The organism is Symbiobacterium sp. (assembly GCF_040797425.1).
Classification (GTDB): Bacteria; Bacillota; Sulfobacillia; order Symbiobacteriales; family Symbiobacteriaceae; genus Symbiobacterium.
The window spans coordinates 28,938-47,342 of sequence record NZ_JBFNEH010000011.1 but is presented as its reverse complement, the minus strand read 5'-3'; the positions used below and the strand labels follow the sequence as shown (position 1 = coordinate 47,342).

General features: G+C 67.4%; 20 protein-coding genes. 5 read left to right on the top strand and 15 right to left on the bottom strand.

Translation table 11 applies throughout. From position 1 onward, the window contains the following. Nucleotides 1-183 precede the first annotated feature (183 nt). Both ptsP and AB2385_RS05545 read right to left on the bottom strand, forming a co-directional pair. Nucleotides 184-1,887: a phosphoenolpyruvate--protein phosphotransferase gene (gene ptsP, locus AB2385_RS05550; RefSeq protein ID WP_367653953.1), complete on the bottom strand. Its 1,704-nt coding sequence runs from the start codon at nucleotides 1,885-1,887 to the stop codon at nucleotides 184-186. After that, nucleotides 1,880-2,146 (bottom strand): HPr family phosphocarrier protein, encoded by a 267-nt coding sequence (locus AB2385_RS05545; RefSeq protein WP_367653952.1) that lies wholly within the window; start codon nucleotides 2,144-2,146, stop codon nucleotides 1,880-1,882. The genes ptsP and AB2385_RS05545 overlap by 8 nt, the downstream gene beginning before the upstream one ends. A 128-nt stretch (nucleotides 2,147-2,274) precedes the next feature. On the opposite strand from AB2385_RS05545, the gene AB2385_RS05540 reads away from it, so the two are divergent. Further along, nucleotides 2,275-2,961, top strand: coding sequence for a B3/4 domain-containing protein (locus AB2385_RS05540; RefSeq protein ID WP_367653951.1), 687 nt, complete (start codon nucleotides 2,275-2,277; stop codon nucleotides 2,959-2,961). 63 nt (nucleotides 2,962-3,024) lie between these two features. Here AB2385_RS05540 and AB2385_RS05535 read toward each other — a convergent pair whose 3' ends face one another. The 4 genes from AB2385_RS05535 to AB2385_RS05520 form a co-directional block, all read right to left on the bottom strand. Further along, nucleotides 3,025-3,303 (bottom strand): ubiquitin-like small modifier protein 1, encoded by a 279-nt coding sequence (locus AB2385_RS05535; protein WP_367653950.1) that lies wholly within the window; start codon nucleotides 3,301-3,303, stop codon nucleotides 3,025-3,027. Between the two features lie 3 nt (nucleotides 3,304-3,306). Beyond that, nucleotides 3,307-5,121, bottom strand: a complete 1,815-nt coding sequence (locus AB2385_RS05530; protein ID WP_367653949.1) for an aldehyde ferredoxin oxidoreductase family protein — start codon at nucleotides 5,119-5,121, stop codon at nucleotides 3,307-3,309. 182 nt (nucleotides 5,122-5,303) lie between these two features. Further along, complete coding sequence (bshB2, locus tag AB2385_RS05525; RefSeq protein ID WP_367653948.1) at nucleotides 5,304-5,963, bottom strand: bacillithiol biosynthesis deacetylase BshB2; 660 nt, start codon at nucleotides 5,961-5,963, stop codon at nucleotides 5,304-5,306. Nucleotides 5,964-5,976: 13 nt separating this feature from the next. Further along, nucleotides 5,977-6,336, bottom strand: coding sequence for a YojF family protein (locus tag AB2385_RS05520; protein ID WP_367653947.1), 360 nt, complete (start codon nucleotides 6,334-6,336; stop codon nucleotides 5,977-5,979). A 342-nt stretch (nucleotides 6,337-6,678) separates the two neighbouring features. On the opposite strand from AB2385_RS05520, the gene AB2385_RS05515 reads away from it, so the two are divergent. Beyond that, entirely contained in the window at nucleotides 6,679-6,828 is a 150-nt protein-coding gene (locus tag AB2385_RS05515) for a hypothetical protein (protein WP_367653946.1), read from the top strand. Nucleotides 6,829-6,909: 81 nt separating this feature from the next. On the opposite strand, the gene AB2385_RS05510 is transcribed toward AB2385_RS05515, so the two are convergent. The 4 genes from AB2385_RS05510 to AB2385_RS05495 form a co-directional block, all read right to left on the bottom strand. Further along, the gene (locus tag AB2385_RS05510; protein ID WP_367653945.1) at nucleotides 6,910-7,626 is read right to left on the bottom strand and encodes a TMEM165/GDT1 family protein; all 717 of its coding nucleotides are present in this window, start codon (nucleotides 7,624-7,626) and stop codon (nucleotides 6,910-6,912) included. A 231-nt stretch (nucleotides 7,627-7,857) separates the two neighbouring features. Next, entirely contained in the window at nucleotides 7,858-8,109 is a 252-nt protein-coding gene (locus AB2385_RS05505) for a crosslink repair DNA glycosylase YcaQ family protein (protein ID WP_367653974.1), read from the bottom strand. Then, nucleotides 8,066-8,890, bottom strand: coding sequence for a crosslink repair DNA glycosylase YcaQ family protein (locus AB2385_RS05500; RefSeq protein ID WP_367653944.1), 825 nt, complete (start codon nucleotides 8,888-8,890; stop codon nucleotides 8,066-8,068). The genes AB2385_RS05505 and AB2385_RS05500 overlap by 44 nt, the downstream gene beginning before the upstream one ends. Before the next feature lie 101 nt (nucleotides 8,891-8,991). Beyond that, a complete protein-coding gene (locus tag AB2385_RS05495; protein ID WP_367653943.1) occupies nucleotides 8,992-9,621 on the bottom strand; it encodes a metallophosphoesterase in 630 nt (209 codons plus the stop codon). A gap of 449 nt (nucleotides 9,622-10,070) precedes the next feature. On the opposite strand from AB2385_RS05495, the gene AB2385_RS05490 reads away from it, so the two are divergent. From AB2385_RS05490 to AB2385_RS05480, 3 genes are all read left to right on the top strand, one after another. Then, nucleotides 10,071-10,928, top strand: a complete 858-nt coding sequence (locus AB2385_RS05490) for an ABC transporter transmembrane domain-containing protein (RefSeq protein WP_367653942.1) — start codon at nucleotides 10,071-10,073, stop codon at nucleotides 10,926-10,928. Further along, on the top strand, nucleotides 10,885-11,454 hold the full coding sequence (locus AB2385_RS05485; protein WP_367653941.1) for an ATP-binding cassette domain-containing protein: 570 nt from the start codon (nucleotides 10,885-10,887) through the stop codon (nucleotides 11,452-11,454). The genes AB2385_RS05490 and AB2385_RS05485 overlap by 44 nt, the downstream gene beginning before the upstream one ends. Nucleotides 11,455-11,652: 198 nt before the next feature. Continuing rightward, nucleotides 11,653-12,282, top strand: coding sequence for a hypothetical protein (locus AB2385_RS05480; RefSeq protein ID WP_367653940.1), 630 nt, complete (start codon nucleotides 11,653-11,655; stop codon nucleotides 12,280-12,282). A 206-nt stretch (nucleotides 12,283-12,488) separates the two neighbouring features. On the opposite strand, the gene rlmH is transcribed toward AB2385_RS05480, so the two are convergent. Genes rlmH through AB2385_RS05455 form a run of 5 tightly spaced genes read right to left on the bottom strand, consistent with a single transcriptional unit; the run spans nucleotide 12,489 to nucleotide 18,404 of the window. After that, nucleotides 12,489-12,974, bottom strand: a complete 486-nt coding sequence (gene rlmH, locus AB2385_RS05475; RefSeq protein WP_367653939.1) for a 23S rRNA (pseudouridine(1915)-N(3))-methyltransferase RlmH — start codon at nucleotides 12,972-12,974, stop codon at nucleotides 12,489-12,491. A 58-nt stretch (nucleotides 12,975-13,032) separates the two neighbouring features. Next, nucleotides 13,033-14,307, bottom strand: coding sequence for a UDP-N-acetylglucosamine 1-carboxyvinyltransferase (murA, locus tag AB2385_RS05470; protein WP_367653938.1), 1,275 nt, complete (start codon nucleotides 14,305-14,307; stop codon nucleotides 13,033-13,035). A 46-nt stretch (nucleotides 14,308-14,353) separates the two neighbouring features. Further along, on the bottom strand, nucleotides 14,354-15,211 hold the full coding sequence (locus AB2385_RS05465; RefSeq protein WP_367653937.1) for a hypothetical protein: 858 nt from the start codon (nucleotides 15,209-15,211) through the stop codon (nucleotides 14,354-14,356). A gap of 53 nt (nucleotides 15,212-15,264) precedes the next feature. Beyond that, the gene (gene yycH, locus AB2385_RS05460) at nucleotides 15,265-16,629 is read right to left on the bottom strand and encodes a two-component system activity regulator YycH (RefSeq protein ID WP_367653936.1); all 1,365 of its coding nucleotides are present in this window, start codon (nucleotides 16,627-16,629) and stop codon (nucleotides 15,265-15,267) included. Next, nucleotides 16,626-18,404 (bottom strand): ATP-binding protein, encoded by a 1,779-nt coding sequence (locus AB2385_RS05455; protein ID WP_367653935.1) that lies wholly within the window; start codon nucleotides 18,402-18,404, stop codon nucleotides 16,626-16,628. The genes yycH and AB2385_RS05455 overlap by 4 nt, the downstream gene beginning before the upstream one ends. Nucleotide 18,405 lies beyond the last annotated feature (1 nt).

The following is an 18,405-nucleotide window of genomic DNA, read 5'->3' as shown; positions in this document are numbered from 1 at the left end:
CGGTCATCCGGCCCGCCGCGCCACGCCCGGCAGCGTCCGTCCCGGTCCTCCGGTGCCACGGGGCTCCCGTCAGGACTGGTGCGTTCGGCGTGGGGCACAAGAGAAGCGGGCGGGGGGGCGGCCGCACCGCGCGCGCTTCTGTGCACATGCTTCTCGCGCCACCAGGCGTTTCTCCTGAGCGCACTACTCGCCCCGGCGCAGCAGCGGCTCCACCAGCGTCAGAACCTCCTCCGGCGTGCCCAGTGCGAGGCTCCGCTCGGCCACGGCCCGGGCCTTGGCGAAGGGCGTCGCCCGCACCAGCCGCCGGATGCGCGGCAGCAGCGCCGGCGCCATGGAGAGCTCGTCTACGCCCAGTCCCAGGAGCAGAAGCGCCCCTTCCGGCAGCCCGCCCATCTCGCCGCACACGCCCACCCACTTGGAGTGGTCGTGGGCCGCCCGCACCACCCGGTCGATCAGGCGCAGCACCGCAGGATGGCAGGGCTGGTACATGCTGGCCAGCTCCGGGTTGCCCCGGTCCACGGCCAGCGTGTACTGTACCAGGTCGTTGGTGCCAATGGAGAAGAAGTCCACCTCCGGTGCCAGGTGTTCGGCCAGCAGCGCCGCGGAGGGGATCTCGACCATGATGCCCACCTCGTAATCGGCCACGGGGTGGCCCTCCGCCTCCAGCGCCCGGCGCACGTCCGCCAGGGCCGCCTTGGCCCGGCGCAAGTCGTCCAGGCCGCTGACCATGGGGAACATGATGGCCAGCCGGCCGTGCACCGACGCCCGCAGGAGCGCCCTGAGCTGCGTCCGGAAGAGCTCGGGCCTGCGGAAGCAGAGCCGGAGCGCCCGCACTCCCAGGAAGGGGTTCTGCTCCTTCGGCAGCCCCAGGTAGGGGATGTCCTTGTCGCCGCCGACATCCAGGGTGCGGATGATCACGCGCTTGCCCTGGGCATTCCGCAGCGCCTCTGCGTAGGCCTGGTACTGCTCCTCCTCGGTGGGAGCGGTATCCCGCCCCATGAAGAGGAACTCCGACCGCAGGAGGCCGACGCCCTCGGCACCCTTCGCCATCGCCAGGGCCACCTCGGCCGGCGAGCCGGCGTTGCCGGCCAGCTCCACCCGCACCCCGTCCGGCGTCTCCCCGGGCAGCGAGGCCTCGGCCCGGTCACGCTCCGCCTGCTGCCGGGCGCGGGCGATGGCCGCCTCGTAGCGCTGCCGGGTCCCGGCGTCTGGTTCGAGGACGACCTCGCCGGCGTCGCCGTCCAGCGCAACGGTCATGCCGTCCCGGGCCGCCTCCAGCACCCCGTGGGCCGCCACCACCGCCGGGATCCCCCAGGAGCGGGCCAGGATCGAGGTGTGGGACGTCGGCCCGCCCTGCTCGGTGACGAAACCCAGGAGCAGCGACCGCTCCAGCCCGATGGTATCGGTGGGGGCCAGATCGCGGGCGATCACCACCGCCGGCCGCTCCAGCCGGATTCCGACGGTGCGGCCGCTCAGGGCTGCCACCAGGCGCCGGCCCACGTCGCGCACGTCGGCAGCCCGTTCCCGCAGGTACTGGTCGTCCAGCGCCTCCAGCATGCCGGCGAACTGCTCCACTGCGGCGCGCACCGCCTCCTCGGCGGGCTGCCCCGCCTGAATCGCCTGCGCAACCCGGCCGTGGAGCTCCGGGTCCTGAAGCATCAGCTGGTGCGCGCTCAGAATCTCCCGGCTCTGGCTGTCCGCCCGCTCGGCCAGCTGGGAGAGCTCCGCCTCGGCCTGGCGGCACGCTGCCTCGTACCGGGCCTGCTCCTCCGCCGGCGTGCCAGCCGCCGCTGCCGGCCGGTCAGGCTGCGCCTCCCTGTAGACTACCGCAGGGCCCATCGCCACGCCTGCCGAGGCGGCGACCCCGCGCAAGACGCGTTCACTCACCGAAACCACCTTCAATGAGTGCCGCGAGGGCCTCCATCGCCTCCTTCTCCTGCGGGCCCTCGCAGCGGATAACGATGGTCTCCCCCTGACCGATGCCGAGGCTCAGCAGCGACAGCAGCGAGCGCGCCGAGACCTCGCGTTCGCCCTTGCGTACGAGAATCTCGGTTCCGGCAAACTTCTGCACTTCCTTCACGAATATCGCAGCGGGCCGGGCGTGAAGCCCGGTGGGGTTAGTCAGCGTGAACGTGCGCTCCACCATGCCGTGTCACTCCTTCTGCTCCATGTAAGGGCGATACTACTAGTAGTATCTGAAATCCGCGCAGGCCTGTCCAGCAGGATTCCTTCGTACTTCCGAAGTACGTCATAGCGCAACATGGGAAAAGGGGGGTGCTTGAACTGCCACAGGTCACCATCGATCCGGCCCTCGCACACCAGGTGCCATTCCTTACCCTGGAGGCCGTCAATATCGAGGGCCTGGAGAACGGGCCCGCCACGCCCGCGTTGCAGTCCCTCATCGACGCCACGGTCGCCCAGACCCGGGCGGTCCTGAAACTGGAGGAGATCAGCCAGCTGCCCGCCGTGGCCGGCTGGCGCAAGGTGCTCAAGGCGCTGGGCACCGATCCCTCCCGCTATCGGGTCTCCTCGGAACGACTGCTCCGGCGCATCGTGAAGGGAGACGGGCTGCCGCAGGTGAGCCTGATCGTCGACCTGGTCAACGTCTGGTCGGCCGTCTCGGGACTGCCGATCGGCCTGTATGACGCCGACCGGCTCGAGGGCCCCGCCCTCAGCCTGGGTGTGGGCCGGGAGGGCGAGCGCTACCTCACGCTGGCCGGCACCGAACTCGAAACCCGAGGCAAGCCGGTGCTCCGGGACGCGGCCGGCCCCTGCGGGTCGCCGCTCACCGACTCGGTCCGCACCGCCACTCATGAGGGCTCCCGCCGCTGCGTCGCGGTGGTGTTCAGTCCGCCGCTGTACGACGCGGAGGAGCTTCAGCGGCACGTGGACCTCCTCTGCGACTGGGTGCACCACTTTACCACGGGCCGGGTAACGGAGCGGACGCGCACTGGTTCATAACCTTCGTCGCCCGCACCGTCTTTATGCGGAGGGCTCGCAGGCGGGCAGCGGGCGAGCCCTCGCTCATCCCCCGGCCACGGGGGGAAACACGGCGATATCGACTCCTGGAGGCACCGGCGTCGCCAGCCCCTGCAGATCGCGGATCGAGCGGCCGGCGATGAACACCTGCACATGCGGCAGCAGCGCCGTACCATCCGGCGTCAGCACGTGGCCGTCCAGCCCGGGGCACCGCTCCACCAGGCGCCGGAGCACCGCACCGGTGGGTTCGCCCGGTGCAGCGGGAACCTCCACCCGCGCCGCTCCCGCCAGGTCGCGCAGCGTGGCGTAAAGCCGGATTTGCACGGCTCAGACGATCTCCAGTTCCCGCAGCTTCTCCACGGGGACGACCCCGTTCCTCCAGCCGCGGACAGCGTAGTACTCCTGGAGCATCTGGTCGAGTTCCGAGACCTGGCCCGCGCTGCCGCCGGTGGCCGGGTCGGTGAGGAACCGCTTCGGCAGGTAGTCGCTGCCCTCGCCCAGCCCGGCGAGGTTGTTGTAGTAGCGCTCCAGGTTGTAGATACGCTCGCCGGTGCGCATCACGTCCTCCGCCGTGAACGGGACGCCGGTGACGGCGCTGTAGATCTGGGCGTACTCCTCCGCCCCCATTGAGAAGGCCGAGAACTTGCAGAGATCCAAGGAATCGGAGAAGGCGTGGAGGTCCTGGAAGGTCTTCAGCAATGCACCCTTGCCCTCGGAGCTCAGGCGGTCTGTTTGCATGGGGATGCCTGCGATCTCCGAGGCCACGGTGTAGCCCCGCAGGTGGCAGGCGCCGCGATTGGAAGTGGCGTAGCCGAGGCCGATGCCCTTGATGCCGCGGGGGTCGTAGGCCGGAATGGCCTGCCCCTTCACGGAGTTGGCCAGGTCGGGCCGGCCGAACCACTGGGCGGCACCGTAGGCGCCGCGCCCCAGCGCCTGGCCCATCGGCCCCTCCGCCCGGGCGATCTGCTCCGTCACTTCGACCATGCGCGCCGCGTCGCCCCAGGCGATGCCGTCCGCCACCAGCCCGAGTTCCGTGGCCTCCATCGTGGTGGAGAGCACGTTGCCCAGTTCGATCGTGTCCATCCCGAGGTCGTTGCAGAGGTCGAGGAGCTTCGCGATGGCGCCTGGATCGGTGAGGCCGCAGTTGACGCCCAGCGCCCAGGCCGTCTCGTACTCGAAGGACTCCGTGCGCACGCCGGCGTACGGTCCCTCCTTGATCTCCACCAGCTTCTTGCAGGCGACCGGGCAGGCGTGGCAGGTGGGCTCCTCGGCCAGGTAGTTCGCCCGGATGGCTTCGCCCGAGATCGCCTCGGCGTTCGGGTGGTAGGTCTCCTTGCCGTTGAAGGCCGGCAGGGCGCCCACCTCGTTGATGATGTTCATGAGCACGTTGGTGCCGTAGAGCGACAGGCCGCCCTTGCGGGGCGCGGTGAGGGCGCCTTCCATGATCGCCTTGAGGCTGGTCTTCCGCGCCGCTTCGAACGCCGCTTTCCGGTCCTCGGCGGGCTTCCACTGCGCCTTGATGTCCCCGATGGCCACGACGGCCTTCAGCTTCTTGGAGCCCATCACGGCGCCGGTGCCGCCCCGGCCGGAGGCCCGGTCGTTCTCGTTCAGGATGCAGGCGAAGCGCACCTGGTTCTCGCCGGCGGGCCCGATGGCCATCACCGACACGTTGCTGCCCCCGTGCCGCTCCAGCAGGATGCGGACGGTCTCGCGAACCCCCTTGCCCCACAGGTCGGAGGCGTCCTCCAGCCGCACCGTGCCGCCCTCACAAACGGCGTAGACCGGTTTGGGAGACGCGCCGCGGAAGAGCAGCCCGTCGAACCCGGACCACCGCAGCCGAGCCGCGGACCAGCCGCCCATGTGGGAGTCGGTGACGCCGCCGGTCAGCGGCGACTTCGTGCAGACCGCCAGCCGGCCGGACATGTTGATGGCGCTGCCCGTCGCCGGCCCGGTCATGAAGCAGAGCAGGTTCTCCGGCGACAGGGGATCGACTTCCGGCCCGTTATCGAACACGTACTTGACCCCGAGGCCGCGGCCGCCGATGTACTTGCGCGCTGCCTCCGGGTCGATGGCCTCGTACCGGATTTCGCCTGTGGTCAGGTCGATGCGGGCAATCCTGTTGGCATACCCCGTCAGCGTCATGCTGAGCCACCCCTCTCAGCGTATGTGGTGCGCGCATTGTTCGCTCTAATCGGTGTATTTCCTCTTTGTGAAAGAATGCGCTTGATGCGCTGAGAACGGGTGGTCTCGCCCCGACCTATCAGGGGAGGCAAATCGAGGCGAGTCCCCGTGAAAAGGGGCCCGCCTCGCCCGGTCGGTCTCGCTCAATCCTCGAACTTCCAGATGTAGAAGCGCTCCTGCTCCCGATCCCGCTTGAGACGCTCCTGCTCCTCGGGGTTGGCCTCCGCCCGGGAGAGCATCAGCTGGCTCTGCGACCGGTGGGCGCGGATGGCGGCCAGCTTGGTTTCCCACACGGGACTCACGTCCACCACGAGGTCAGGCTCGCCCAAAACCGCCGAGGCCTTGCCGAAGGCGCGGGTGTGCACCGGGGGCCGCTCCGCCGGCGGAAGCTGCCTCACCGCCTCTACCGTCGCACGCCCCAGGGCCATGTGGTCCGGGTGCACGCTGTAGTCGGGATGGTACGTGATGATCAGCGAGGGCCGGATCTCCTCGATGATGGCGCGCAGGCGCGCGGCCAGTTCGCCGGGATCGACGAACTCCACGGTCTTGTCACGCAGGCCGAGGAGGCGCAGGTCCGTGATGCCGAGGATGCGGCAGGCCTCCCGCAGCTCCTTCTCCCGGAGCCGCGGCAGGGTCTCGCGGTTGGCGAAGGGCGGCCGGCCCATGTTCCGGCCCATCTCGCCGAGGGTGGCGCAGACGTACGTCACGGGAACCCCGCGCCGGGAGTAGAGGGCGATCGTCCCGCCCACCGCGAAGGTTTCATCGTCGGGGTGCGGCATGATGACCAGCAGGTGTTCCTTCATCCCAGTCTGCCTCCTACCCGGGGAATGGCGTGTGGCTCAGTTCCAGCGCGATGGCCAGGCGCCCCTCAGCGTCGTGCCCCGCCAGCAGGAGCCGACCCTCTTCGTCGATTTCGTAGTCGGTGAGCCCCTCGGCATAGGTCCAGCCTCTGTTTTCCTTCATCTGCAGCCCCACGCGGTAGGGGCCGTTGCCGGTGATGAGCGCCCGGCTGAAGCGGATCCGCGCGTTGCGGATGAAGGCGCAGACGGCCATGGAGTTCACCCCGGCCGACTCCGCTGCGTACGCGCCATTGGTGGTCTCCAGGTGAATATAAACGTCGCGGTCCACGAATGCCTGCAGTTTCTCCTGCACCGCTGCGCGATCGATGGGCTTCATCTGATTGGCCTCCAGGTGAAAGTCCGATGCCGACCGTCGGCCGGCCGGAACGAGAATGTCCTTGGTTTTAGACAGCCTCCGGGGGTGCGGCGATACGCCGCTGCCACCGGCCCCGCTGGCTTTGCTTCAGGGTCGCACACCGGTCAGGTGCGCGTTTCGCCCGATGAACGGTCACCCGCCGCCGATAATTGGTATCATTCCTCGTGACCGCCCGCTCCCCTGCCGCCTGTGCGGAAAGAGCGACATTTCACCGCCAATTTGCCGAAACCGCAACCGATCCCTGCTATTCTGGGAACAAAGAACACGGGCCGGCAGAGGCGCCGCGAGGAGGGGACTGTTTCGGTGTCGACCTTTGAGTTGAACTGGGAAGTGGGGCTGGTGACGGCTGAAGCGGTCCACGGCTTCGGGTTCGCCATGGAGCTGGAGCTCGAGGACGTTCGGGAGTCCACCCAAAACGTCACGGAGGCTGACCTGGTGGACGCGGCGGACTGAGCACGGCCCACAGCGGAAGCAGAGCCGAGCCTGGGAAGCATCCCTGGCCCGGCTCTTTCTGTTTCGCTGGGCTTCTCGGGCTCAGCAGAGCCGCTCGCTCCCCGCGTCACACTCCTCCGCACCGCCACAGGCGGTTCCTGCCGCGGGTGTCTGCGGCTTCCCGCCACGCACCAGCCGGCGGGAGGCGACAGCCATGGCGAGGGCCAGCCCTCCCAGAATGGCCAGCGACGCCGGCGACGCTCCCATCGCCCGGTACAGCGTGAGAAAGCCAAACGCGGCGAAAATGCCGGCCGTGACGTAACTGACCAGGCGCGGCGACATCCGGCGCAGGAGGAGGTCGCCCACGAACACGCCCAGGCCGTCCGCCACCACCATACCGGCCGTCGCCCCCACCAGCACGGGCCACGGGTCGCGGAAGCCGGCGGCCAGGGCGACGGTGGCCAACTGGGTCTTGTCGCCCATCTCGGCGAGGCAGAAGGTGAGTACAACGGTCAGGAGGGGGCAGAACCGGTACGCCTTGCGCCCCTCGTCGTCGGACTCCTCGCCCCACAGGGTCCACAGGGCGAAGAACAGGAAGGAGAGCCCGGCCACGACGCTGACCGCCGTCAGGGGCAAGATCTCGGCCAGGCAGGTGCCGACGCACACGGCCAGGCCCTGAATCAGCGCGGCGGCCAGCACCACGCCGAACATGACCTGGCCGGCGGGGTATCGCGCCGTCAGCGCCAGTGCGAGCAACTGGGACTTGTCGCCCATCTCGCCCAGGGCGACCATGAGGAACGACGTGATCAGCGTGGACAAGGCACCTTCCTCCCCTGGCTGCGGCGTGTGGTGAAGCAGAAAAAAGACTCTTACACCGCCGGAGCGGTGCAAGAGTCTCGCCTGGCCAATCGCTGGCTGGCGGCACCAGACCCTGAGGTCAGCCTGTTGATACCGCCCTGAATAGCTACTCCCTCTTGCGGTAGCTACAGGGTATTGCGAATCGCTCGGTGGCACAATAGCCCTTTCGGTGTGAAATCGTAAGGGGCGAGTCTACACGGGGTTCGGCGGCACCGTCTTTCGTGCCACCGAACTCGTTCTCCGCGCGTGCCTGAGCCACGCCGAGAGCGCCTGCACCTCCTGGTCGAGTGCGGCGGCAACAGAGGCGGCAACGGGAGCGAACAGCTCCGGCGTGACCCGGTGCCCCTCGGCCTTCCAGGTCCCGATCACACGGCCATCGTTCAGGATCACCGCGGCAACGTCAGCGGCGGCGCGGAAGACCGCCTTGTAATGGGCCTCGTCCAGGTAGAACTTCTCCTTCCGTGACCAGCCATCCGTCCCGCACGGCCACCCTCCCCTGCAGGCGGGCGAGGGCCTCCCGGGCCCGCCCCGCGGTCACGCCGCTCCAGTGGACGAAGTCCTGCAGCCGGGCGGGGCTGTAGGCCTTCAGGTACCGGTCCAGGAGGACGGCCAGGGCGTCGTCGGGGTCCATGTCCACGGCAGGCAGGTCCAGCCAGTCTTCCACCCGCACGAAGCAGGCTTCCCCCTCCCTTTCGGGGCCATAGACGACCAGACCGGCGTAGGCCAGGTCTTTCAGCACGCCGCCCCACGAGGAGAAGAGATACGCCAGCCACTCCTCCCGGCAGCCGAGAATCTCCTGCGCGCCGGCCAGGATTTCGGTCCGGGTGGCCGGCCCACCGGCGAGGACCTGCAGGGCGGCCGCCGCGGCCTGTTCCCGTTGCTCCCGCGAGACGTGGTTGTCCAGATACTTGCTCCACCGCGTCTCCCATTCGGGCCGGAGTGCCCGCCAGAACAGCGGCAGATCGTCAGTCGGGACGACGTGCAGGGTGCCCCGCACTGTCCACGTCCGCACGAGCCGCCGCGCCTGCTCCAGCTCCCGCCGCATGTCGTCCGGGCCAGCGCTGGGCAGCCGCGCTCTGGCTGCAAGCGCAGGTGTGGTGGGAATCTGGCTCTGAATCCCCACCAGGTGGCGGGCCAGTTCCACCACGCCGGACGCCCGTCGGTCCCTCCCCAGCCACTGGCGGGCGGCGTACGTTGCACAGTGGTCCTTCCTGGCGTCACTCATTCCGGTTCGCCCTCCTCTCGCCCTTCCCGCGGCCGGTCTCGCCGCACCCGGACCCTCGGCCACGGCTATGGCGCTGTCGCCTGCCTACTGGCGGCACGCCATCAAGCAGTCCACATCTGCCCGGAATCAATGTCCAGCAAAGTCAGTACTCCGCCGTAAACGGCTCCCGTATCAATGCCCACCTTGTCCTCGCCGTACCAGGGTTCCCAGCGTTCCTCGCCGTGCAGCAGACACGTGGGAGTGTGGCCGAAGTAGACCAGCTTTCCGCGGTACTGGCTCAGGAACGGCTCCCGAATCCATACCTTGTCCTGATCCGACTGCTCATCTAGCGGCACACCCGGAACCAGTCCCGCATGGACCATGATGCAGTCCGGTTCCTCGTGATGGGTGGGCAGCCCCTCCAGGAAGCGCACCCATCGTGCGGGGATCACGCCGCCGAACTCCGCCAGGGTGGTGTAGCCGCCGTTGTAGAGCCACAGCGGGAGGTTACCCGCGTTGTGATAGGTGCTCACCATCATCAGGTCGTGGTTGCCGAGCAAGGCAACGGCTCCCCTGCTGACCAGCTCTTCCACGATTTCCAGGGTTCCTCTGGAATCGGGGCCCCGGTCGATGTAATCTCCCAGCAGGAAGAGACGGTCAGCCGCCGGATCGTAGTGGGCCAGCGCCAGCACCTTCGCAAGCCGCTGGCTCTCGCCGTGAATGTCAGAAACCACAAGTCTGCGCTGCGCCAACCTGACCGCCTCCTTTCTGGCCGCGTGCACTCGCCATAAGAGCCCGGGCGGGTTGAAGCGGTGAACCTCGGTGGTCGCAACCGAGCAGGCAGCCCCGGCGCCAGCCGGGCGGACGGGGGTTGCCCGGTTCGGGTCGGCGCCGCAGGTTCCCTCCGTACGCTGTGCCTGCCCTACTTCGGATGAAAACCACAGGCGACGATTTATGTCAAGCGATTTCAACAACAGAACCGCGCCCCTGAAGGGGCGGGCCGATGCGACCGGCTGCATACCTACCTGGAGGTACGGAGCCGGTCTTGCTATTGGCAGTCCGTCTCCCGGCACAGGACTCGGGTTCCGGGCTGGCCCACGGGGCGGGGACGAGATAAGACTTGCTGTTTTAAACAAGTATTCCGTATGTCTGCATTACTCAGACTTTCGCTGTAGGATAAACGAACAGGGGGGTGAGCGCGGTGCAGGTGCTCAGAGCCGTCCTGCAGATCATCCGGACCAAGGCCGAGGCCCTCGTGGGCAGCCGGCTCCAGGTCGCCTACGCGCGGGAATACGTGCTCCACCTGCTGGGACTCGCCGCCCATACGGTTGAGGCGCGCTGCCAGGGAGCGCTGGCCAACCGCCTGACCGACACGCAGGACCTGCAGCGCGCACTGGGGCAGGGAATCATCCTGGTGGCCGGCAACGCGACCGCACTGGTCGTGGCCTTCGTTCTGCTGATGGCGCACTCCCGGCGGGTGGGCGTGCTCGTGCTGCTCTCCCTGGCGGTCACCGGCGCCACGATCGCCCTGTTTGCCCCGACGGTGCGCCGGATGGCCACCCGCCATCGCGACGAACTGGGCATGCTGTCCCACTACTTCCTGGATGCGATCGACTCGATCAAGCCCGCGAAGGTCTTCCAGGCAGAGGAAACCCTCGGCCAGTCGATCCTGGAGCAGGTGGAGCAATCCTCCCTGACCGGGCGCAGGCTGCAGGAGTACGAGGCGTATGCCTCCGCGGCCGTCACGCTGATCAACTCCGCCACGACGGCCCTCGTGCTGTGGCTCGCCGCGGTCCAGGTGGTCGGCGGCGGCATGACGACAGGCGAGATCGTCTTCGTGTTCGGTCTGCTGACGTTCCTGCTTGCGCTCGCCGAGGACGGGCCGCGGCTTGCGGTCTTCCTGATGGACTCCCTGGTGGTGATCGACCGGCCTGGTGAGCACGTGGCCATCGTGGGGGTTCGACGGCCACTCGCTCCTCGAACTGGATCGCGAGCACCTGCGAAAGCACCTGAGCGTGTTTCAGAGACCGTACCTGTTCGAGGGATCGGTGCTGGATAGCATCACGCTGAGCAAGGCGGCCCCCCTCGAGGAGGTGCGCAGGGCCGCCGCCCTCGCCGTAGCGGACGAGTCTATCCAGCGCCTGTCGCGGAAGTACGAGAGTCAGCTGGCCGCCGGGGGTGCGAACCTCTCCGGCGGCCAGGCGCAGCGCCTGGGCATCGCCCGGGCCCTCTTCCGGGACGCACCGGTCCTGATCCTGGACGAGGCCACCAGCAACCTCGACTCCGCCACGGAGGCGCACGTGTGGGAGAACATCCGGCAGGTGCGCGCCGGAAAGACCACGGTGATCATCTCGCACCGCCTCTCCACCGTGCTCAACTGCGATCGGATTTACGTGCTCGAGAAGGGGCGCAATATCGAGTCCGGCATCCACCAGGAGCTCATGGAGCGCCGGGGCGTCTACCACCGCATCTTCCGCTGGCAGGCTCACGAGGCTGGCGTGGCCAGGGCGGGGTTCGGTGGCGCAGCCGGAGCGGCCGTGGGCGGAGGGTCTGCGCAGACGGTTAACGTAGACAGGTCGCGTTGACAAGCCATACCACCTGTACCTGCGTGTGATCCCTCGCTTCCAGAGAACGGGTCGAAGCCACGCAAATGTGGCTTCGACCCGGTTCAACAATTGTTAGGCTTCGCAGTTAGACCCAATTTGCGTCCTGACCGGTCAGCAGGATTGCTCTCTATCCAAATCGTACCCAAGAAGCAAAAAGTCGTTCAGGAGGCGTATGCAGTGAAAGCCTCGCCCTTCCGGCACGTGATGGCCAACGTCTTATGGAGTGACAACGGTTGGACAACGATTGACCCAACTCAGCCAGGCAAGTCGCAGTTTCGATGGACTGAAGAGCACCCCGATGATCATGCCGATGCCCTTCTCTTCAACTGGTCGGAGTTGGTGGAGTATGGCGGCTACGTTCCACTGAATGTCAATCCTCGTGAGTACGTAGATGATCACAACGGTGCGGGGTTCCTGTTTGTAGCATCCAAGAACCCCCGTGATGGTAGGTACTACATAGTCGGGTTCTTCTCTGAGTGCGAATTTGACCTTGAATCGGTGGGCTGGTTCACTGGCAATTTCGAGCTGAGCGCACGGTTTGCTGTCCCGGTGCCCTTGGACATACAGCGCCACTGCCCTCTGCTCAAGAGTGGTGCGCCCAGAAGGAAGACTTTCGGACAGAACAATTTCAACTATCTTCGCAATGACTGGGCCCGTACGATCCTGGAGGATGCCTTGGTCGCTAACCGGGGTGCTGACGACTTTGACTCTGCCGGCTGCTCTCTTAGGGGTGATCCCCCAGCAACGATCATCCAGAAGGCTCTAGATTTGTATTTTAACAAGCCCTGGACGCCGGATGAGGCTTAGCCACAGGCATGGGCCCCAATCTTTTCGGGTGCGAGTGCGCCTGGTCCAGCCGCTTAGAAGACCTTCGCAGCGGTGGGGAACACTGTTGAAATACCAGTATGCTAATGCACGCAGCGGTGGCCAAACGAGCCACGTGAGCGTCAAGGGACTCTGCATGGCCGTTGACCGGTGATTTTCAGGTCACTGGTCATTCCGAGGTCGGATAACTACTTATGGTACTTCTCCCCCCGGTTTATCTTGAACCCCCGATAGATCTGCTCCAACAAGATCAACGGCACCATCTGATGCAGAAACGTCATCCGCCCCAGCGACAGCACGGTGTCCGCCCGGGCAAGCACTGCGGGATCGAGGCCCAGCGAGCCGCCGACCACGAAGGCCAGGCTCGAGTCCCCCCTGAGGGCGCGCTCCGCCAGGAAAGCCGCCAGCTCCTCCGACGAGAGGTTTTTCCCACGCGCATCCAGCACCACCACGTGCTCCGGGCCGCCCTGGCCCAGGACGCGCAGGATCCGCTCCCCCTCCCGCCGCTTCACCTGCTCCTCCTGCGCCGGCGAGGCCCCTTCCGGAATCGGCTCGTCCGGCACGGAGACCACCTCCACCCGGGCGTACGGGCCGAGCCGCTTGAGATACTCCCGTATCCCCTCCTGGAGGTAGCGCTCCTTCACCTTGCCGACGGTCACCAGGCGAATGTGCACGGTAAGACCCCCTGCCAACCAATAAGGCGGTGCCGAATGGCACCGCCCTTAGTGTTCGCTATCCCACGGCGACTCCCTGTCGTTCCAGCTGTACCTGCGCCCCGAGGGCCAGCAGCTTCTGCTCCAGCTTCTCGTAGCCCCGTTGCACGTGCTCCAGGCCATAGATGGTCGTCTCGCCCTCGGCGGCCAGGCCGGCCAGGATCAGGGCCGCGCCAGCCCGGATGTCCGTCGCCTCCACCGGGGCGCCGTAGAGCCGCTCGACGCCCTTCACGATGGCCGTTCGGCCCTCCACGCGGATGTTGGCGCCCATCCGCACCAGTTCGGGCACAAAGCGGAACCGATCCTCGTAGAGCGTTTCGGTGACATAGCTTGTCCCGTCCGCCAGCGACAGCAGGGCCGTCATCTGGCTCTGCGCGTCGGTGGGGAAGCCGGGGTAGGGCAGCGTCTTCACGTTAACCGCCCGGGGCCGGCCCGTGCCGACCACCCGCACGGCGTCGCCCATCTCGTAGACCTCGGCTCCCGCCTCCCTGAGCTTCGCCATGATCGGCGTGAGGTGCGTGGGAATCACGTTCTGCAGCGTCACGTCCCCGCCGGTCATCACGGCCGCCATCATCCAGGTGCCCGCCTCGATGTCGTCCGGGATCACGGTCTGCACCGTGCCCGTGAGCCGGTCCACGCCCCGCACCCGGATCGTGTCGGTGCCCGCGCCAGAGACCTTGCCGCCGCAGGCGTTGATGAAGTTGGCCACCGCGACCACGTGCGGTTCCCGGGCACAGTTCTGAATCACCGTCGTGCCCTCCGCCAGCGAGGCAGCCAGCATCACCTGAATGGTTGCCCCCACGCTCACCACGTCGAGGTACACGCTCGCGCCCCGCAACCGCCGGGCCCGGGCCCGGATCATGCCCCGGTCCAGCCAGACCTCCGCACCCAGAGCCCTCAGCCCTTTAAAATGCTGGTCCACGGGTCGCGTGCCGATCTTGTCGCCGCCGGGCAGCGGCACGCTCGCCTCGCCGTACCGGGTCAGCATCACGCCCAATAAGTAATAGGAGGCTCGGATCGACGAGGCCAGGTGGTAGTCCGGCTCGCCGGGCCGCACGCCGTCCGTATGGATCGTGAGCACGCCGCGCACCGGGTCCCAGTCCACCCGAGCGCCCAGCCCGATCAGCAGGTCCCGGTACACCAGCACGTCGTGAATCTGCGGCACGTTCTCGAGCCGGCTGGTCCCTTCCGCGAGCAGGGACGCGGCAATGAGCGGCAGCGTCGCGTTCTTGCGACCGCTCACTCGAATGGTGCCCTTGAGAGGACGACCGCCGCGAATCGTTAACGTGGTCAAGAACCCTTCCTCCTTGCCGGTCTGGCGCAGTACTGGAATACCAGGATCAGGACTCCAACTCGCCGTTGAATGCGTTCACGTAGTAGATCAACCCGTTGTCCAGCGTGATCCGCCATACAGGCACCGTTTCCCAGGCGCTGACCTCGTCAGCTACAGAGACCGTCACCGAAGGCCCCGAATAGTACCCGAGATGGACGTCCACAATCGTAAGCACTTCGTCGCTCTCCTGCTCCAGGTGGCCCGCCAGCCGCAGCAGGGCCTCCGCCGCGGGCCGAACCGCCTTGGGCGGGCCCTCCTTGAAGCCCACTGGATGCACCCAGTGCCGGACCACCCGCTCGATGCCCCGTTCGCTGAAGTAGACGCGCAGGTAGCCAGAGTAGACCGGCAACCCCTCGTACGCCGGCACGAACTCCACCATGGCGCCGGATGGCCGACTGAAGATGCCCGACAGCTGTGCGTCGTCAGGCAGCAGGCCGTGGGTCTGCAGGAATCCTTCCGCCGCCGTGCGCAGCGCCGCGCGGTCCGAGAGATCGGGAGCCGGCCAGTCCTGCGGATACGCGGGCAGGAATACCGTCTCCCGGGTTGCGGCGTCGTTCCGGTAGCGCAGATCCGTGGCAGGCGCGCTTCCTCCAGAGGATTCGCCGGCCGCCCCATCATTTGCGGGGTAGGGCCGGAACTCCACGCGCAGGAAATTCATGGGTTCCGGCGTCGCGGGTATCACAACGCTGCTCGGCAGGAGCAACCCCCGTTCGTCCAGCCGCGACCGCAGCTGCGCCAGCTGCGACCGGGCCGTGGGCTCGGCAGAAGCCAGGTCATCCTTAGGCATCCACAGGGAGACGGCCAGGACCAGGTTGACCAAAGCGAAAGCCACGATCAGAATGGCGCGGGCCCTCGTCCAGTCCACTCCCCCACCTCCGTAACGAACGAACGGCCAAAAAGGTTACGCCCCCGTTCGCCTCAATGCACAACTTTAGGCGGCCGCGGGTACTCGCCGTCCACCGCGTAGATATACACCAGGGTGTCGGCAGCCTGGATCACCCAGGTGGGATCGGCCACCCATTCCCCCGGGGTGTTGGTGCTGGGCTTGAGCAGGTAGGTGAGGTAGATCGCCCTCACCGGCTCGGTCTGCAGCACCGGTGCCGCGGGCAGGGCATGGGCCAGGGCTGCTTCGGGGGTGATGATCGGCAGCGGGTCGCCGTCGAAAAACACGTTCTGCACCGTCGGGGTACGTTCAAAGTAGACGACCCGTTCCGCTGCGGAGACGTGCACCTGCACGGCTCCCGGCAGGGACTCCACGGGGTAGGACCACCCGGTGTGCACTCCGAACTCCAGCTGGCCCGTCCCCTGATCCCGGACGTACCGGCGCACCACCAGATCCTGGGGCCAGCCGCCGCGGGAGCCCACCCATTCCCGGGCCACCTCGAGCGCCTCCGCCATCTGCAGCGGTTCGGTCACGTCGCTCGTGTCGGCCGTGCGGAACTGGAGCACGCCGGCGCTCGTGAGCCGCAGCACGCGCTGCCCGTCCGTCAGGCTGCGGGCGCCCCGCTCGTCGATCTGCCGGACCACCGACAGGTCGGGGAAGTAGCGCGCCTCCTCCTCCTGCTGGTTCGGGAGCGATACCAGGACCCGCGCCGCCGGCATGACCTGCACGTCGGGCACCGTCACGTCAGACAGCACGGTCACGCCCAGTTCCTCCGCCTCCACCTGGCGGTAGGGCCGGTAGAGCGTGGCGTCGATGTGCCGAATGTAGCCGGCCAGGGTCTCGCACCGCTCGTCGGGTAGGTCGGCCAGGTAGAGGTCGAAGCCGGCCGGGCCCGAAAGGTAGATGGAGGCCGGCTCGCCCAGCGTGATGATGAGCCGGTCCACCCAGATCGCCCCGTTGCGCAGCGAGGGGGCGTCCCACTGCAGGAGCTCGGCCCACTCGCTCACCAGGAGCGCCACCGGGAGGTGCAACTGCAGCGATGGCCCCGTGGCGGCCGCTTCCGGGAGCCCGTCGATGAGCACCGCACCGCCCCCGACGTACAGGCCCGTCACGGCCTCCCGAATCGGCCGCCAGAGCGTGGCGTACGTGGGGGAACCTGTGTGCAGTTCAGCGGCGTGGCCCTGACCGTCCCGGATGGTCACCCGCGTGGGGCGGAACACCTCGGGCATCTCCCGAATGGTCGGCGGCGGCTGCAGCTGGAGGCTTGGCTCGGTGGTGCTCTGGCCGCCGAAGAGCGGCTCGGGATACCAGATTTTCACGGACAGGAACAGGCTGGAGCCCACCAGGGCGACCAGCAGGAGGTTCAGCAGTACCTCCCGCCCAACCGGGGCGTGTCTCACGGGGCGTTCACCTCCGCAGCGCCGGCGGCGGGGAGGGTGAACGTGACGGCCGTCCCCCTGCCTACCTCAGACTCGATGTCGATCTTGCCCCCGGAGAGCTCCACGATCTGCTTGGCGATCGAGAGTCCGAGGCCGGTTCCGCCCATGGTGCGGGAACGGGCCTTCTCCACCCGGTAGAACCGCTCGAAGATGCGGGGCAGGTCCTCCGGGGGAATGCCGATGCCCGTGTCGGCGACGGTCACCCGCACCTCGCCCCCTGCCGGGGCGATGGTGATGCGGATCTGGCCCCCGCTGGGCGTGAACTCGATTGCATTCGCCAGCAGGTTGATGACCACCTGCTGGACCTTCTCATAGTCGCAGTACGCCGCCGGGGTCCCGGGTGCGACCGCACACGTGACGGTGAGCCTCTTCTGCTCCGCCTGGACCCGCAGGCGGGCCACCGCCTCGGCCACGAGTTCGCCCATGTCCTGCGGCCCGAATGTCCAGGTGCCGGTGCCCTCGTCCATGTGCGTGAGCTGGAGCAGGTCCCGCACCAGGCGAGCCATGCGCTCGGTCTCGCTGTCCACCACCTGGAGGAAGCGGGTGCGCACCTCCGGGTCGTCGGCGGCCCCGTCCAGGAGCGTCTCCACGTAACTCTTCACCGTGGTGAGCGGCGTCTTCAGTTCGTGCGAGACGTTGGCCACGAACTCCCGCCGCAGCCGCTCCACCTTCTCCAGCTCGGTGATGTCGTGGAAAACGATGACCGTGCCGGCCGGGTGCTGCCCGTCGCTCCTGAGCGGCGTGATGTAAGCCTGAAGGACGCGGTCCTTCAGGCGCACCTGCCGCGAGAGCACGCTGCTCTGTCCCCAGGCCTCGAGGAGCGCTTCCTCCAGCCCCGAACCCCCGGCCAGCTCCTGGGGGTGGAGCCCGACCGCCTGCGCCTGCGAAACCTGGAACATCCGCTCCGCCGCCGGGTTGAGCCGGATGATGCGCCCGCTGCCATCCAGAGCCATCAGGCCGTCGGCCATGTGCGTCAGGATGGCCTCAGCCTGGCTCTTTTCCTCCTGGATTTCATCCATGGTCTCCTTGAGCTGCCGGCTCATCCGGTTGAACATCTCGCCCAGCTGGCCGATCTCGTCGCTGGAGCGGACGGGAATCACCTGATCAAAGTTGCCACCGGCGATCTGCGCCGCGGTGCGGGTGAGCTCCCGGATCGGGCCGGTAATGGTGCGGGCCAGCGCGAAGCTCAGCACCACCGTCGAAGCCATGGCCAGCAGCGTTGCGACCAGCAGGATGTCGCGCAGGTCGCTCAGGCGGGCGTAAGCCTCTTCCAGGGAGTCTTTCAGGTAGATCACGCCGATTACGTTGCCGTCCACCGTGATCGGAACGGCCTCGTAGGCCATCCGCCGCTCGCCTTCCTGCCCGATCCGCCGGTTGATGTTGCCGAAGAAGGCGGGCGAGACGTCGTCGTGGCTGAACTTGAGCCCCAGGAGCTCTTCCCGGTTGGAAAGGCGCGCAGTGGCCCCGATGACCACGCCGTTGGCATCCAGCACCAGCACCTCGCCGGGCCAGCGCTCCATGTACTGGTCGACCGCCGCCGCGTCGAGGCTGCCGTCCACGATGAAGTTGGACAACTGGCCGGCCAGGAGCTGGGCACTCTGGTGCAGGTCGTCCTGCACCTTGCCGATGTAACTGCGCTCCAGCTCTCGCAGGAGGTAAAGGCTGGCGAGCTCCATTGCGACCACGATCAGCAGGAGGTAGACCACGACCAACTTGCCCTGGATGCTACGGAGCACG

Bases quoted from the DNA above. Each gene is read 5' to 3' on its own strand.
- AB2385_RS05520 (WP_367653947.1), bottom strand. From the start codon at position 6,336: ATGAAGCCCATCGATCGCGCAGCGGTGCAGGAGAAACTGCAGGCATTC.
- AB2385_RS05545 (WP_367653952.1), bottom strand. From the start codon at position 2,146: ATGGTGGAGCGCACGTTCACGCTGACTAACCCCACCGGGCTTCACGCC.
- AB2385_RS05500 (WP_367653944.1), bottom strand. From the start codon at position 8,890: ATGAGTGACGCCAGGAAGGACCACTGTGCAACGTACGCCGCCCGCCAG.
- bshB2 (WP_367653948.1), bottom strand. From the start codon at position 5,963: ATGAAGGAACACCTGCTGGTCATCATGCCGCACCCCGACGATGAAACC.
- AB2385_RS05530 (WP_367653949.1), bottom strand. From the start codon at position 5,121: ATGACGCTGACGGGGTATGCCAACAGGATTGCCCGCATCGACCTGACC.